The sequence below is a fragment of the Bacillus coahuilensis m4-4 genome (genome assembly GCF_000171615.1).
Classification (GTDB): Bacteria; Bacillota; Bacilli; order Bacillales; family Bacillaceae_K; genus Bacillus_T; species Bacillus_T coahuilensis.
Map to the genome: position 1 here is coordinate 1 of NZ_ABFU01000016.1, position 16,615 is coordinate 16,615.

9 protein-coding genes and 6 pseudogenes are annotated in these 16,615 nt (G+C 38.2%); 4 read left to right on the plus strand and 11 right to left on the minus strand.

Annotation, left to right across the window (positions count from 1 at the left end):
• Positions 1 to 179 precede the first annotated feature (179 nt).
• A pseudogene (locus tag M44_RS20015) lies at positions 180 to 1,042 on the minus strand (nucleotidyltransferase-like protein).
• A 145-nt stretch (positions 1,043 to 1,187) separates the two neighbouring features.
• Here M44_RS20015 and M44_RS20020 point away from each other — a divergent pair.
• Positions 1,188 to 1,539, plus strand: a pseudogene (locus M44_RS20020) (YgzB family protein).
• Between the two features lie 18 nt (positions 1,540 to 1,557).
• Here the strand turns inward: M44_RS20020 and perR are convergent.
• From perR to M44_RS03560, 7 genes and pseudogenes are all read right to left on the minus strand, one after another.
• Complete coding sequence (gene perR / locus M44_RS03530) at positions 1,558 to 1,992, minus strand: peroxide-responsive transcriptional repressor PerR (protein ID WP_010170925.1); 435 nt, start codon at positions 1,990 to 1,992, stop codon at positions 1,558 to 1,560.
• 142 nt (positions 1,993 to 2,134) lie between these two features.
• Positions 2,135 to 3,082, minus strand: coding sequence for a D-2-hydroxyacid dehydrogenase (locus M44_RS03535; protein WP_010170927.1), 948 nt, complete (start codon positions 3,080 to 3,082; stop codon positions 2,135 to 2,137).
• A gap of 159 nt (positions 3,083 to 3,241) precedes the next feature.
• Positions 3,242 to 3,712, minus strand: coding sequence for a thioredoxin-dependent thiol peroxidase (gene bcp / locus M44_RS03540; RefSeq protein WP_010170929.1), 471 nt, complete (start codon positions 3,710 to 3,712; stop codon positions 3,242 to 3,244).
• Positions 3,713 to 3,767: 55 nt separating this feature from the next.
• Positions 3,768 to 4,178, minus strand: a complete 411-nt coding sequence (locus M44_RS03545) for a potassium channel family protein (RefSeq protein ID WP_010170933.1) — start codon at positions 4,176 to 4,178, stop codon at positions 3,768 to 3,770.
• 171 nt (positions 4,179 to 4,349) lie between these two features.
• Positions 4,350 to 5,136, minus strand: a pseudogene (locus M44_RS20025) (ABC transporter permease).
• 3 nt (positions 5,137 to 5,139) lie between these two features.
• Positions 5,140 to 5,932 (minus strand): annotated as a pseudogene (locus M44_RS20030) (ABC transporter permease).
• Positions 5,925 to 6,938, minus strand: coding sequence for an ABC transporter ATP-binding protein (locus M44_RS03560; protein WP_010170935.1), 1,014 nt, complete (start codon positions 6,936 to 6,938; stop codon positions 5,925 to 5,927). Before M44_RS03560 ends, M44_RS20030 begins: the two are co-directional and overlap by 8 nt.
• A gap of 162 nt (positions 6,939 to 7,100) precedes the next feature.
• Between M44_RS03560 and M44_RS03565 the strand changes: the two genes are divergently transcribed.
• Both M44_RS03565 and M44_RS20035 read left to right on the plus strand, forming a co-directional pair.
• Positions 7,101 to 8,393 (plus strand): glutamate-1-semialdehyde 2,1-aminomutase, encoded by a 1,293-nt coding sequence (locus M44_RS03565; RefSeq protein ID WP_010170936.1) that lies wholly within the window; start codon positions 7,101 to 7,103, stop codon positions 8,391 to 8,393.
• A 252-nt stretch (positions 8,394 to 8,645) separates the two neighbouring features.
• Positions 8,646 to 13,116 (plus strand): annotated as a pseudogene (locus tag M44_RS20035) (glutamate synthase-related protein).
• Between the two features lie 52 nt (positions 13,117 to 13,168).
• Here M44_RS20035 and M44_RS26755 read toward each other — a convergent pair.
• Positions 13,169 to 13,345: a hypothetical protein gene (locus M44_RS26755; RefSeq protein WP_010170938.1), complete on the minus strand. Its 177-nt coding sequence runs from the start codon at positions 13,343 to 13,345 to the stop codon at positions 13,169 to 13,171.
• Positions 13,346 to 13,549: 204 nt separating this feature from the next.
• Here M44_RS26755 and M44_RS20040 point away from each other — a divergent pair, with 204 nt between their 5' ends.
• Positions 13,550 to 14,641 carry an aromatic acid exporter family protein gene (locus M44_RS20040; RefSeq protein ID WP_010170940.1) on the plus strand — a complete coding sequence of 364 codons (1,092 nt, stop codon included), beginning with the start codon at positions 13,550 to 13,552 and terminating at the stop codon, positions 14,639 to 14,641.
• Between the two features lie 28 nt (positions 14,642 to 14,669).
• Here the strand turns inward: M44_RS20040 and nikC are convergent.
• Positions 14,670 to 15,568: pseudogene (nikC, locus tag M44_RS20045) on the minus strand (nickel transporter permease).
• A 12-nt stretch (positions 15,569 to 15,580) separates the two neighbouring features.
• Complete coding sequence (locus tag M44_RS03590) at positions 15,581 to 16,585, minus strand: ABC transporter permease (RefSeq protein ID WP_010170945.1); 1,005 nt, start codon at positions 16,583 to 16,585, stop codon at positions 15,581 to 15,583.
• Positions 16,586 to 16,615 lie beyond the last annotated feature (30 nt).

Here is a 16,615-nt window from a genome sequence, read left to right on the forward strand (position 1 = left end):
CCTCTTCGTTTTCATTAAAAAACAGCGACTTCGTTATAATAACTCATTTAACTCATTGAGTCAACAGTTATTTTCTATTTTTTTCATCACCGCTGAGCAACAAAGTGTGTTGTTCAGCAGCGACGTTTAATAATATACCAATATAATTTCGATTGGTCAATACTTTTATTAAAGTTTTTTTAAGAAATTGTATAATACCTATGGAATAAGCTTGGGCCCTTTGTTTCAGCAAGAATTGTATTGATTATTCCTCTTTCTATTAAATACTCTAACAACACCCCTAAATCTACTCCATAATGATTTAATAACTCATGCTCCTGTAATTCTTGGAAAGTCCATTCCTCTTTTTCTTTCATTATATCTACTATATGTTCTGAGCAAGTTTTCGCTCTTGAATTTATTAGGAACTCACTCGCTATGAACAATAGTTCAATTCGCTTATCTAGAGCCTCTTCACTTTCACTAACTCTTCATAAAGTTTATAGATTTCAGGATCTATTTGTTTTACTTGAGACCATACAGTGATTTCTGGTTGAAAACCTTGTTCAATGACTGCTAGTCTAGCTAGATGATGCAAGGAATGAATGATATGGTTATAAGCATCTAAATATTGTTTTTTTTCATAGAATGCTTTTCCATCTGTATAACGTCGGATTAATTTAGAAAATTCCATTCCCATTTTAATCTTCCTTCCATAGAAAGGAAAATCACGTAATTCCATTTTGAGTTTCTCTACATACTCATTGCGATCAAATAATATTTTACCGTTAAAAAGCCAATCTACTATTTTTCGATTTGAACCAAGCAAAAGCCATTCTCTTAATTGGGACTCAGTCACAATATGTAACGCTGCTTTTTTATCTTTATACTGATAGTGTTTAATAAAGATTGGTTGATTTGATTCCTTTACTATCATTAGTAGTACAGCATCGAATGTGTCAGTTATATGGAATGACTTTTCAAGTTTTTCTATAAGAAGGACACCTTGTGTATTTAAGTCGCTTGCTCGTTCTTGATATATGGGTCTTAGGATATGTTCCATTATTTATTCCTCCAATAATATGGGTTTGTACTATCTTCTACAAGATTCTCCAAAGTCCTTCTCAAACTTACATTTTGAAGTTAAACGTATCCTCTCGGTCTTTCAATATGGTATAGTATTGTAAGGATTAGGAGGTAGAATCAAGATGGCCAAGTATTCAAATAAAATCAATAAAATTCGAACCTTTGCCCTTAGCTTAATTTTTTATTGGGATTATTATCATGTATGTAGGTATCTTCTTCAGAGAAAACCCAATTGTTATGGCACTGTTTATTATTATAGGTTTCTTAGCAATTATCGCAAGTACTGTCGTGTATTTTTGGATAGGAATGCTTTCAACAAAAGCGGTTCAGGTTCAATGTCCTAGCTGTGGTAAAGTGACAAAAATGCTAGGAAGAGTAGATATGTGTATGTATTGTAATGAACCAATGACACTTGACCCTACTTTAGAAGGGAAAGAGTTTGACGAAAAATATAATAGTAAGAAAAAAAGCTAACCTCCTCGGTTAGCTTTTTTAATGTTGTTTCTGTTTTTGGCAATCTGGGCATTGACCATAGATTTCCATGCGATGATGACTAACCTGAAAGTTTGTCACGTGGGAAGCTAAATGCTCCACTTCATTAAGACCAGGATAATGAAAATCAACGATCTTACCGCAATCTTCACAAATAGCATGATAATGATCTGTCGTAACAAAATCGAAACGACTAGAAGCGTCCCCGTACGTTAATTCTTTCACTAAGCCTACTTCCTTGAATACACGTAGGTTATTATATACGGTAGCCACGCTCATATTCGGAAACTTTCCTTCCAGTGATTTATAAATATCATCAGCTGTTGGATGAGCCATGGATTCTACTAAGTACTCAAGGATCGCATGACGTTGAGGAGTAATCCTTACACCAGTTTGTTTCAAGGTTTCAATAGCCTCTTTAATCTGATCAGACATCGCCATGCACCTCTTTCTAATTAGATTATGATTATTACATTATAATATTTATAATTAGTGTACTAATAATACGGAACTTTTGTCAATGTGATTACAATATCCTGCATATTTTTTACTATAGCCTACAGTCTTTTTTCATACTTTAATATCCTCTGCTTGGGGGAACTTGATTCAAAAAGTGTTCTTTTCCATTAAGATATGCATGTAAGTTCTCTTTAAATATTTCCATTGCTCTAATTTGATAATAAGAGGAAATACTTGAAATATGAGGTGTAATGGTTACGTTTGGTGATGTCCAAAGAGGGCTCTCCTTTGGCAAAGGTTCGATTTCAAATACATCTAAGTATAAATGGGCTATTTTCCTCGCCCCCTCTACTAGAACATCTTGGCTAACTGCATCACCACGCCCAAGATTAATAAAGACAGCAGAAGATTTCATCTTGTCGAAATGCTCAAGATCATAAACATATCGAGTTGATGGAGTACTAGGAAGAAGGTTAATCACATAATCTGCTTTTGAGAGTATTTCACCAAGCATGCCCATAGAAAATGTTTCATCGAAGTAAGGAACCCGTTTTCCCGACGTATTAATACCGACTGTTTGGATGTCAAACGCTTTGGCAAATTTGGCAATCTCCTGTCCGATGGCTCCAGTACCTACAATTAATAACGTGTCATCTGTAAGTTCTTTAAATGGTAACCTTCTATTCCAAGTTTGGGCTTGCTGCTGTCTGTCGAGCTCTTGGAATCTCTTCGCATGACGCAGAATGGTTCCTATTGCAAACTCTGCCATTGGTTTCTTATGGATGCCCTTTGCGTTTGTTAACAAGATGTTTTTTTCTTCTATCCATTTTAACGGCATTTTTTCCAACCCTGCAGATGCCACCATAAACCATTTAACACTAGGCATATTTTCTACCATTTCATCTGTTATATCTTCTCCATATGTGACAATAACTTCCGCCTCTTTTAAGATGGATTCATGACCATTTTCGATATTCTTCACGAAAGTAAATTCACAGTTTTTAAATTCTTCCTGTAGCTCCTTTTGCAGTTTCTCTGAAGGTAAGAATGTCACAACAATTCTCATATCTTGCTCTCTCCTCCTTAATTCAAAAAAGAAGACCAGTCTACACTGGTCTTTAAAGTTTCCGAGACTATACTTATGAGGAGGTATGCCCTACTATACTGTATGTACTCGTCTCTTTCTTGCTTGGACAATCGCCTGTTCCATAAAAAATGGGCTAGGTTACGAAAGATTTTCTTTAATAAATGTAAGAGCTTCTGTCACGTGGTTGTCTACTTTCACCTTTCTCCACTCTTTTGCAAGGTTTCCTTCTTTATCAATGATGAAGGTAGAACGAACAACGCCCATATATTCTTTACCAAAATTCTTCTTCAATTGCCAAACTCCATATGCTTCAGAAACAGAATGGTCTTCATCTGCTACTAATAAAAATGGAAGATCATGCTTGTTAATAAATTTCTCATGTGAAGCAAGTGGGTCTGGGCTAACTCCAAGTATTACAGCATCTAAATCCTCGAAGCTTGTGTGTTGATCTCTGAAATCACACGCTTCTGTAGTACATCCAGGTGTCATATCTTTTGGGTAAAAGTAAAGAACAACATTCTTTCCTTTGTAATCAGATAAACTTACCTTTTCTCCATTACTCGCTAAAGCTGTAAAATCAGGAGCTTTATTTCCTACCTCAACTGTCATACCAATCATCCTCCTTTAATCTATATGGATAGAGTATCGAATGAAGACACTGATTTCAACTATTAGGAGTTTCACTTATTAAAAAAGATCGAACAACAAAGGCGGCAGGGATGACATACCCTAAAAAAGATTCCATTAAAGCAATTCCTCTTCCAATCCCTACTGGAGTAATATCTCCGTATCCTAGGGAAAATATTGTTACTCCGCTAAAGTACAGGCAGGTGAAAAAAAGATGAGGAAACGACCCGTTCATTATTTCATTATTTTCTATTAATATATGCTCTCCTCTGATTTCGAACAGTAGGTACAGCAAGCAAAAGCCTAGCATGAAATTAATGTATATTGTTCCAATATACCAAAGATGAGAAAGAGAGATATGATGGGAATGCTTATCCCTCGGCCGAAAGAGTTCCTTTAAACTTTTCCATAAAATAAAGATTACTAGCGTACCAATCAATAAGTACATACAATATCGCATCCTTACCCATTATTATTCTCATTTTATGAAAGCAAGGATTGGAACATGTCCACATTGGAAAAACTTCTATGAAAAGTTAATCAAGGATTACAAAACAAAGAAGGCAACTTTTCTGACAAAAAAAAGAAATAGATGGGAATGCATCTATTCCATAGGTAGTTAATTCCCGGCACCACGGTACCTCTTTACCCCTTCATTCCAAAGGATTATAGAAAAACAAAAGAACACGATCCCGATAATTGGAGTAAGGAACGAATACACATACCACTCACTTTTCCCTAAGAAATAAGCTGAAGGGTACACTCCAACAAACGCAAAAGGAAGAATCCATGTTAATACAAAACGAATGATTCCATTGTAAATGTCTACAGGATAACGTCCATAGTTACCAATGTTATACATCATTGGCATAATGGTTGTCCTCGCATCTGACCAAAAGCTAATACTAGCAATCGAAACAAATAACCCAGCGTAGACAAATGACCCGCCAATCACAAATAATAGAAAAATAAATGGGTCGTACCAAGAGAAGCTAATTTCTAGCTCACTTCCTGCATAGATCATGATGATAATTCCTGTGATCGCGCCAAACAATGACTCCAATTCCATCCTCTCTAATACAATCTGAAGAAGACTATGAATAGGTCGAGTTAAGATTCGGTCCATCTCCCCTTTGACAATATACCGTTCATTAAAATCCCAAATATTAAAGAAGGAGGTAAAAACAGCAAAAGGAACTAAAGAAAAATCCGTATATAAAGATGATTTCTTCTCTACTCCAACCACTAAGTGAGGTCGTGTGGCCGAATACTACTAAAATAAAGATTAGGTTGACCGCTTGAAAAAGTAAATCTGATAAAAACTCTACAATTAAGTCTGTACGGTATTGCAACCGTGTTTTCATATATTGAGAGACATAATCAAAAAAGATATGAACTCCTCGCATACCTCACCCTCCTTGTATAACCAGTTTTCGTTTGGCAACTGACCATGTGATCACAATAGGTACAAATAATATAACCACCCAAAGCGATTGCAACAGAAGACCCTCCATTATTTCCGTTAAAGAAAATCCTTCTGTGAAAATCATGCTAGGAATATAGCTGATTCCCTTAAATGGCAAATAATTCATCACCGATTGTGCCCACAATGGGAATAGGTGTAGTGGTAATAATAGACCAGAAAATAAATCAATTACCACTCTCTTAGCTCGAATTAAGCCATCATTATTAAATAGGAAAAAAGTGGTCATTCCTGTTAATAAGTTGATTTGTGTAAAAAGACAAAAAACTTAAGAATAAGGATATGGCAAAAAAGAACCAAATGGTGGGGTCTTCAGACAACATAATAGGAAAGACAAGCGAAACCAAAATCATTCCAGGCACCGAAAAGAAAAACAATCTAAAAATCCCTTCACCGAGTCCTTGCATGGTTTTCATGCCCAGATAGCTATAGGGTCGAATTAATTCCACCGCCACTTTCCCTTCTTTAATTTCCGTAGCCATTTCTCGGTCAAGATTATTAAAGTAGAAGGCTCTTGCCATCCAGCCTATTGCGACGTAAGTCGTCATTTGGGTGACCGTTAATCCTTCTATATTTCCTTGTCCACCGTAGATAGCTTTCCATAGGAAATAATAAGCTCCTATGTTAATTGCATAAATAAGAATCCCCGTATAATAATTCGTACGATACGCAAGCATCATCAGAAAGCGAATGCGTATCATTTCAATATATTTAGCCATGAGACATCCCTTTCTCATAGATATTACGAATAATTTCTTCTGTATTGGTTTCGTTCACCTTCATATCTTTTACTTTATAGGCTGTGACAATTCTGCCAATAAGCTCTGATACTAAATCATCACGAGACTCAATTAATGCACAGTAAGAACCCGCCACTCCGTCTAAAGTCCAATCGACTTTAAGATCCCGTGTTAACTCCTCTAATGCAGAGACCTCTGGTGTTTCAATAAATTGGAATTCGAGTTCTTTAAAATCTCCCCAATTTTTCTTAAGGTCTTGTAAAGCACCGTCATAAATGATTTTTCCTTCATCTAGCATCACGACTCGTTCACATAATGCCTCAATATCAGATAAATCATGAGTTGTGAGTAGGATTGTTGTGTTAAACTTTTCGTTAATTTCTTTTAAAAATTGACGAATCTTTAATTTTACAAGTACATCCAATCCAATGGTTGGTTCATCTAGAAATAATAACGGTGGGTTGTGCACAAGAGCTGCCGCGAGTTCACATCGCATCCGTTGACCTAACGACAATTTCCTCACCGGTTTATCTAAAAGAGGTTTAATATCCAGGGTTTCAATAACGAGGTTCATATGTTCTTCATATACGTCATCTGGAACATTGTACACCTTCTTTAATAATTGGAAAGATTCTTGAACAGCGATATCCCACCAAAGCTGTGAACGTTGCCCGAATACAACCCCAATTGTTTGGACAAACTTTTCTCGTTCTTTGTGAGGATTCATTCCATTTACCACAATGTTTCCTTCAGTCGGAGTAAGAATGCCCGTAAGCATCTTAATGGTAGTGGATTTACCTGCTCCGTTCTCCCCTATGTACCCTACCATCTCCCCTTTACGAACGGTAAAGCTTATATCATCCACAGCAGAAATGATTTTATAATTTCGTGTAAATAAGTCACGAAACGCCCCCTTTAAACCAGAGCGACTTGAGTATGATTTAAATTCCTTTTTTAAGCCTTTCACTACGATTGCATTTTCCAAGGAATATGTCTCCTTCCATTCCAAAATAACGTTACAAGTTTACCACATGTGTTTGATTTCTGTGTAAATAATGCATGTAGAAGAAACATCCTTCTACTTATTTGCTAAACTCTTCTTCCCGTACTAAAATGAATACGATGTTACGAGACTAGGAGGAAAACAATGAATTTCACAGAATCTGAACGTTTACATAAGGAAGCCCTAGACGTTATTGTTGGAGGGGTGAATAGTCCATCAAGATCCTATAAGGCAGTTGGAGGAGGTTCTCCTATTGCAATGGAGCGAGCAAAAGGAGCTTATTTTTGGGACGTTGATGGCAATAAATATATCGATTATTTAGCAGCCTATGGTCCAATCATCACAGGCCATGCTCACCCTCATATTACAGAGGCCATTACACGAGCTGCAGAGACAGGTGTTCTTTACGGAACACCCACTCGTCACGAGGTGAAATTTGCCAATATGCTTCAAGAGGCAATGCCGAATCTTGAAAAGGTTCGATTTGTGAACTCTGGTACGGAAGCTGTAATGACGACGATTCGCGTCGCAAGAGCCTATACAGGGAAAGATAAAATCATTAAATTCGCAGGCTGCTACCACGGTCATTCTGACTTAGTATTAGTTGCAGCAGGCTCTGGCCCAGCTACGTTAGGAACTCCTGATTCTGCAGGTGTTCCGAAGAGCATAGCACAAGAAGTCATTACCGTTCCATTTAATGAAATTGAACCGTTCCAACAAGCAATGGAAAAATGGGGCGACCAAATTGCAGCGGTACTCGTCGAACCAATCGTCGGTAACTTTGGAATCGTTGAGCCAAAAGAAGGTTTTTTAGAAAGTGTCAATGAGATCTCTCATAAGCATCAATCTCTTGTTATTTACGATGAAGTAATCACGGCTTTTCGCTTTATGTACGGTGGTGCTCAAGATATGTTAGGCGTTCAACCAGACTTAACTGCTCTTGGAAAAATTATTGGCGGTGGACTTCCAATAGGTGCTTATGGTGGTAAGCGTGAAATCATGGAAAGTGTCGCCCCACTTGGTCCTGCTTATCAAGCAGGCACGATGGCAGGGAATCCGGCCTCGATTCAATCTGGAATCGCGTGCCTAGAAGTATTAAAAGAAAAGGGTATCTACGAAAAACTAGACCAATTGGGTGCAGTTTTAGAAGAAGGAATTTTAAAAGCAGCAGAGAAACACCATACTCCTATTACCATCAATCGATTAAAAGGCGCTTTAACAGTCTATTTTACAAAAGAAAAAGTGGTAAATTATGAACAAGCAGAAAATACTGACGGTGAAATGTTTGCTCGTTTCTTTAAAATAATGTTAAACCAAGGAATCAATTTAGCTCCATCTAAATACGAAGCGTGGTTCTTAACAATCGCTCATACTGAAGAAGACATAGCAAAGACCCTCAAGGCCGTTGACTACGCATTCAGTGAATTAGCAAAATAAATGAATTTTTATTCAAAAACCCCAACGATTATTCATTGGGGTTTTATTTAGTATACCGTTAATATGTAAGCGTTTACAAAGAGAAATCTTCTCTAAGATGCTTTTCTCCCCCTCTACTAAATGAATAAAAATTTGAATTAATATACAAGTCGTGGTATGATTGAGTTAATGTTCTGAAAATTTATAATTTTGAAAGTCCCTTCCTCATCTCCTTCCAAACTTACAATCAAATCTTTCGGAGGTGTTTCTTTTATGAATGGAAACCAACATCAACACATTAGTGAATTTAGAGACTTCCACAAAAGTTCCCACGATGCATGTGGAATTGTGTCATCTATTGAAAAGAAAAAAACCCCAACGTATGAAAATGTTAGAAGATGTATAGATGCTCTCATTACAATGGATCATCGAGCAGGCTTTATTAATGGTGAAGGTGACGGAGCAGGAGTACATACAGATATTCCTCGTGACCTGTGGAAGGAAAAATTAACGGAAGCTGGAATGGACGCAAAATTAGTTGACACTCATTCATTCATTGTAGGACATATTTTTCATCAACCTACACCTTCCTCTTCTTTTCAGATAGAAGAGTATTTTAAACAAAAAGGAATTGAGCTTTTGTATGCCAATACGAAAGTGACAAACTCATCTGCTCTAGGCCCAATTGCTCTTCAAGAGGATCCAACGTTTTATCAAATTGCCTTTTTATTCCCAACAGAATTATCGCTAAGACAAATAGATCAACAAATATTTGATTTAACGGTTGAGCTTGAACGAAATGAGGGAATTCATGTAGCATCGTTAAGCCCAGACTATGTAGTCTATAAAGCTATGGGGTCCGGAGAAACTCTCCTTCACTATTACCAAGACTTGATCAATCCTTTAATGGCGTCTACTATGACTCTTGGACATAATCGTTATTCAACAAATACCTTATCAAACTTCTCTAGAGTTCAACCCTTTAGTATTCTTGGCCATAACGGTGAAATTAACACCATTTCAAAACTTCGAGAAGAAGCAAAAATGATTGATGTGCCACTTGTTCAAAACGGCAGTGACTCGCAGGATATGAATCGAACAATTGAAACGTTAATCGCTCGCGATGGACTTTCTTTATTTCAAGCAGTGGATATGATTTTCCCTCCGATTATTAATGAAATAAAGAAATATCCTACTCATCTACAAGACTATTACACCTATTTACGCGAGACTTGGGGGCATTTCGCTCAAGGTCCTGCAGGAATTATCTCAAGATTCCGTGATGAGGCTGTGTATAGTGTGGATTCTCTTGGCTTACGTCCATTATGGATGGTAGAGACGGAAACCAGCTATGTCTTCTCCTCAGAACCAGGTGTAATTCCGCTAGTTGATAATGTCGCAGAACCTCGTCCACTTTCACCAGGTGAAAAAGTGGGCTTAAAATGGCAAGGTGATACCATTCAAGTCTACACATCTCGTGACTTTCAAGAAGAGAATTATACACGTTTTTCTGCAATCATAAACGTTGAACATTATCATGAGCACCTTTCTCTCCCCGAGTTTGATTCAGTGAAAATTTATGAAGACCAAACTATAGAAAATCACCATTACACCGCTTTTGGCTGGGAACGTGAGCATGTTCAGTTAATTGAACAAATGGCAGATAAAGGAGCAGAACCTATTCGTTCGTTAGGTCATGACTCACCACTTGCTGCCATGAACCCTAGTAGAAAAAACATTCCAGACTTCTTAAAAGAAAGCGTAGCCGTTGTGACCAATCCTGCCATTGACCGTGACCGTGAAAGTGAACACTTCTCTACGAGAACAGTGCTCGGTATGCGTCCATCATATAAACACGCTCATAAACGCACTATACTAGTAGAATTATTTTCACCTATTTTAATAGAAGGAACAGTTGGTCATAGCCTCTCCGAGACGTTGGAACAACTAAGCTTTGATCAAGTAGCTTCATACTTTCAAAAGCATTCACTACTTTGTACATTGTCGTTAACATTCACAGAAGATGAATCCATATTAGATGCACTGAAACGTCTTTCCCTTGAAGCCATTCGTTTAGTTGAAGAAGGAAATTCGATTATTGTATTAGATGACGGCCGTTCTCATCGAGAAGGACAGTTATGGCTCGACCCTCATTTAGCTTTAAGCTTTATAGATCAAGAGCTATCTGCTGCAGGACTAAGAAGATCCTGCTCATTAGTTTTACGCTCTGCTTCTTTACGAAATTTACATGATACGATTGTAGCGTTAGGATTAGGTGCAGATGCTGTAAGTCCGTACTATATGTTCTCCTCTGTTATTGAAAACAATGAAACGGAAAAAGACAAAAAATTTATTTCATGCATTAAATAAAGGTCTTGAAAAAGTTATTTCTACTATAGGTATTCATGAGCTCCGTGGCTATGACCGTCTATTCTCTGCTATTGGCTTGCATAGTGAGGTTGCCTCATTACTAAACATAGTGAATTTCTTCGGTGACAGGGATCTTGCGTACGATTTAGACGCTATGAAGCAAGATGCTATTTCTAGAAGCAAAGATTATCACGATGAAAAGGTTCGTCTAGGTAAGAGCTTTAGTCTATTTCCACGTCTATGGAAAAGTATAGGAGATGTTGCTAGAAGTGGTGATTATTCTCCCCTTCGTGAAAAAATTGAAGAGCTGGAGAGTAAGAACCCTACTGCACTACGGCACCTTACAAGTCTCAAGGAATCTCCAGACAAAAAAGAAGCTACTTCCGTTGATTTGAGCGTTGGTGACCATAGTCTTCCATTTATCATCGCGAGCATGTCATTTGGGTCTCAAAATGAAATTGCTTTCCGTGCATACGCTGAGGCAGCTGAACGACTCAACATGGTAAGCTTAAACGGTGAGGGTGGAGAAATTAAAGACATGATTGGTCAATATCCGAAAACCCGCGGTCAACAAGTCGCATCCGGACGATTTGGAGTTAACGCAGAACTCTTAAACTCTTCTAACCTTTTAGAAATTAAGATTGGCCAAGGAGCAAAACCTGGTGAAGGTGGTCACTTACCCGGTTCTAAAGTAACGGCCAAAATTGCTGAAGCAAGGAATGCAACAATTGGGTCAGATTTGATTAGCCCTTCAAATAACCATGATATCTATTCCATTGAAGACTTAGCGCAAATGATTCATGAGTTGAAAACAGCAAATGATGAAGCAAAAGTAGCGGTCAAGGTACCGGTAGTGCCTAATATTGGTACCATAGCTGTTGGGATTGCCAAAGCAGGTGCTGACGTCATTACGTTAAGTGGATTTGATGGCGGAACAGGTGCTGCTAGAATTCATGCCCTTCAGCATGTTGGCCTACCTGTTGAAGTAGGTGTTAAGGCCGCTCACAATGCACTTCTTGAAGCAGGCTTACGGGACACCGTTGAGCTTTGGGCGGATGGCGGAATTAAAAGTGCACTCGATGTCATCAAGGTAATGTTACTTGGAGCAAATCGAATAGGATTCGGAACCCTTTCTATGATTGCGATCGGCTGTACAACTTGCCGTGGCTGCCACTTAGATACTTGCCACGTTGGGATTGCCACTCAAATTGAATCTGAGGCACAAGCGAAAGAACATGGATTACGACGCTTTGTTCCAAGACAATCTGATTTAGCCGTTCAAGGGCTAGTTAATCTCTTCACCGCTTTTGGAGAAGAATTAAAAGAGTTAACAAGCTCGCTTGGTGTTACACGATTACAGGATATCGTAGGAAAATCAGATTTACTCGTTCAAACAAAAGGGTTAGAACAAGTCAATCTAACAAAACTTCTAGCAGTCCTTGATTTACCTCAGTTCCAAAGCGTCAAAGAATTAAATGAAGCCGCCCTGACAACCGCGGCAACAGCAGCTGGAGCTGAATATTTAGATGGCCATCTACACGAGCTGTTCCATTCACGTACATTTAGTCGTATTAACTCAACACAGCGTGTACTTGGAAGCCGAGTTTCTGGTCGTCTTGTAAAAGGTAGACTAGGAGGAACTGAAACAACCTCTAAATCTATTCACTTAATGTACGGAGAAGGTTCTGTTCCAGGCAACGGTCTCGGCGCCTACAATTCGGACGGAATCTCCATTTTGGTACATGGTGGGGGTCAAGACGGGATTGGGAAAACATCCTTTGGTGGTTCTATTGCCGTACTTAAAGGGCAAGGCTCGAACGGTAACTATTATAATGGATCTGTTGGAAAAGGCTTTGGATACGGGGCTCAGAAAGGTTTACTCGTCGCTCAAGGAAATGCGGATTCTCGAGCAGGCATTCGTTTATCCGGTGCTGATATGATTATAGGTGGACTTGTTACAACTCCAATTCCAGAAAAAGAAACAGGAAATATCGGAACGTACTCTAATATTAAAGGATTTGCATTTGAGTATATGACAAATGGTAGAGGCCTTGTATTAGGAGATCCTGGGCCTTGGATTTGTGCAGGGATGACCGGTGGAGTAATCTATCTCCGTGTACAACCAGAAATGGGATTAACGAGAGAAGCACTTGAAAGACGAATTGCTAAGGGAGCAAAAGTTACTCTTGGAAACTTAAATAAGCAAGGAATTGCTGATGTAACAGAACTATTATCAACTTACCACTCGTTACTGGCATCTGATCACCAGGAAGATGCTGCTTATGTTCAGAATTTACTACAGCACCCTGAGAAACATTTCTTACAAGTAGTTCCTGTTAAAGAACAAGCGGACCCAACTATTTCGACAGAATAATTGAAAAAAGCAGAACGTTTTGGCGTTCTGCTTTTTTAGATAGAAATCTATATTATTTCTTTTCTTGAATGCTTTTTTGTAAGGAGTTTAATTGTTCTTCTATACGATATAACTGCTCCTGTTTCTGTTTTGATATTCGTATAACCCTTAGGAAAATGACTATGAAGCCTACTGGAACTCCTAAAGCAACTAACTGAAATATAATATCTCCTATATTCAGTCCTGACATGATGTCAGTCCTCCTTTTGTATCTATTAGGGGTTAAGAATAAAAGAATAGGTGTACTATTCTTCTTCCATGTAGTTGAATTTAGGTTGTAGCACAATTTCACAAATTTTCTCTTGCGTCCCCGCAAGGATAGAGGTATAGTCATTTTGTTTAGAACAACTTTATTCGGCTAAACTATGTATAAAGTCTGATGAACTAGCGAATAATGAAAGGATTCTTTTATGAAATTAGGTGCACGTATTTTAAAACAGGTGTTGCGATTGTACTGGCACTATATGTAGCAGAATTCTTACAGCTGCCGTCACCTGTGTTTGCGGGAATTGCTGCCGTATTTGCGGTGCAGCCCACTATTTATCGTTCGTATTTATCCATTGTGGAGCAAATCCAAGCCAACTTAATTGGTGCAGGGGTTGCTGTATTATTTGTATTACTATTTGGTCAACACACGGTAGTCATTGGATTAGCAGCCATTATTGCCATTGCATTAATTCTAAAATTTAAAATAGAAAACACCATTGGCCTTGCCTTAGTTACATTAATTGCGATTATGCAAATTGAATCTGAGGATTTTATCCTCTTTTCTTTTATTCGATTTGGAACCATTATGGTTGGGGTATTTTCTTCTTTCCTAGTAAATCTAATATTTCTTCCACCAAAATATGAAACGAAGTTATACAACCAAATTTCCTCTGTATCAGAAGAAATTTTTAAATGGCTAAGATTATCTTCAAGGCAAGCCTCTGAATTTAGTCTATTAAAAAAGGACATTGAGAAACTGAACGAAAAATTAGTAGCAACAGAACAGCTCTACCTTAATTTCAAAGAAGAACGGTATTACTTGAAGCAAAAAGAAGCAGCAAAGCTAAGGAAGCTTGTAGTTTACAGGCAGATGATTAACACGAACAGAAAGAGCTTTACAACTTTAAAACGATTTCACCGTTATGAAAATGAGTTGCTTCATTTACCTGAAGAGATTCTTTCTTTCTTAAAAGATCAATTAGATATCCTCATGATACGTCATGAACAATTAATTCTTCAGTTTGTAGGTAAATCAAAGCTGAATGCAGATGCCAGTGACGACCATCGTTTATCTGTGGAAAGAAGAGAATTGTCCAAAATCTTTTTACAGGAAATGCAGTTAGTAGATGAACATGACCAGTTTGAAACCTACCACTTGTTACACATTTTATCATCCGTTTTAGAATATGAAGAACAAGTATCCCATCTTGAAACTCTTATCAGCAGCTTCCAGTGCTATCATCAAGATGAAAATGAAGTTGATATTAAAGACGCATAAGAAGAGGCTGCCATATTGGCAGCCTTTTTTAATTCTTCATTCGTGGATCTAAAGCATCTCTCACGCCGTCCCCCATTAAGTTAAATCCTAAAACCGTCAGCATAATCGCAAGCCCTGGAAAAATCATGGTCCACGGTGCTTGAATTAAAAATTTCCTTGAGTCAGATAACATCTTGCCCCACTCGGCAGTAGGAGGCTGTGCTCCTAATCCGAGAAATCCTAATGCAGCTGCTTCAATAATGGCTGTTGCAATGGCTAAAGTTCCTTGAACAATGATAGGCGTCATACTATTAGGTAGAATATGACGAAATAATATGCGTCGGTCCTTCATGCCAATTGCTCTAGCAGAAAGAATATATTCCTCTTGTTTCACACTCAGTACCTTAGATCGGATGAGCCTTCCAAAGTTTGGAATATTAATAATAGCTATAGCGATTAAGGCATTTTGTAATGATGGTCCTAAAGCTGCCACAATGGCAATGGCAAGTAGAATACTAGGAAAGGCAAGCATAATATCAAATATTCGCGAAATGATGGTATCCACCCAACCGCCGTAATACCCTGCTAATATACCTAGCAAGCTACCTGCAACAGCGGATAGAACAACAGAGAAGAATCCTACCCATAACGAGATTCGCGCACCATACACAACACGAGAAAAAATATCTCGTCCAAAGTCATCCGTTCCAAACCAATGCTCACTTGAAGGGGCCTGCAGTCGGTCGTCTACTTTAATATCATTATACGATTCAGGGGCAATAATAGGTGCGAATAAAGCAACTAAAATAAAGCCTACCACAATGATAAATCCAGTTAACGCCAACTTATTTTCTTAAACGTCCTCCATGCTTCCTGCCAAGGAGATTCAGCTTCATTTTCTACAATTGGTGCTTCCATTGATTGATTTTTCAGTTGTAATTCAGCCATCTTCTCTCCCCCTTATTTGTAATTAATTCGAGGATCGACTACAGCATAGAGTAAATCCACAAGTAAATTGATAAATACAAAGATTGTAGCAATCACAAGAATACCTGATTGAATTACAGGATAGTCACGCGAAGAAATAGCATCTACAATATAACGGCCCACACCTGGCCAACCAAATATGGTCTCTGTTAAAATGGCACCACCTAACAGTAATCCTGTTTGTAAACCAATCACTGTTAATACAGGAATAATCGCATTTTTTAAAGAGTGCTTGTACACCACAACGAACATTTTTAACCCTTTCGCTCGCGCTGTTCGAATGTAATCTGAATTCATCACTTCAAGCATACTTGAACGAGTCATACGAGCAATAATGGCCATTGGTATCGTTGCAAGAGCGACTCCAGGAAGAACTAGATGACGCAACACATCTCCTAATTGATCAAAACGACCTTGAAGTATAGTATCTAGCACGTATAGACCTGTTATTGCATCCACGGAATTTCTTGCGTTATCTCGACCAGAGGTTGGAAACATCTCTAATTCAATCGCAAATAACCATTGCTCCATTAAACCTAACCAAAAGATTGGCATGGACACACCAATTAATGCAAGCACCATTGCAGTATAATCAAACCATGAATTTTGAAACCAAGCCGATATGATACCGGCGTTCACTCCGATAAGGACGGCAATGATCATAGCAAAAACAGAGAGTTCAATTGTGGCAGCTAAATACGGCCATATCTCTTCTGCAACAGGGACACGCGTTTTAATTGAAACGCCTAAGTCCCCTTGAAATAGTCCTGCTAAATAACTAAAGTACTGCTTATAGAGAGGATCGTCTAACCCGAGCTGTCCTCTTAATGCAGAAACCGCTTCTTTAGATGCTTGTTGGCCAAGTATAACTTGAGCAGGATCACCAGGGATGGCATGGATAATTAAAAACACAATTATGGTCATACCTAGTAATACAGGAATTAATTGTAATAAACGTCGGAAGGTGTATTGTAACAAGACTGTCACCTCTTCTTTCTATGTAGGAAA

Coding starts and splice junctions, on each gene's coding strand:
- M44_RS20040 (WP_010170940.1), top strand. CDS start 13,550: ATGAAAGGATTCTTTTATGAAATTAGGTGCACGTATTTTAAAACAGGT.
- M44_RS03545 (WP_010170933.1), bottom strand. CDS start 4,178: ATGTACTTATTGATTGGTACGCTAGTAATCTTTATTTTATGGAAAAGT.
- perR (WP_010170925.1), bottom strand. CDS start 1,992: ATGTCTGATCAGATTAAAGAGGCTATTGAAACCTTGAAACAAACTGGT.
- M44_RS03565 (WP_010170936.1), top strand. CDS start 7,101: ATGAATTTCACAGAATCTGAACGTTTACATAAGGAAGCCCTAGACGTT.
- bcp (WP_010170929.1), bottom strand. CDS start 3,712: ATGACAGTTGAGGTAGGAAATAAAGCTCCTGATTTTACAGCTTTAGCG.
- M44_RS03535 (WP_010170927.1), bottom strand. CDS start 3,082: ATGAGAATTGTTGTGACATTCTTACCTTCAGAGAAACTGCAAAAGGAG.
- M44_RS26755 (WP_010170938.1), bottom strand. CDS start 13,345: ATGTCAGGACTGAATATAGGAGATATTATATTTCAGTTAGTTGCTTTA.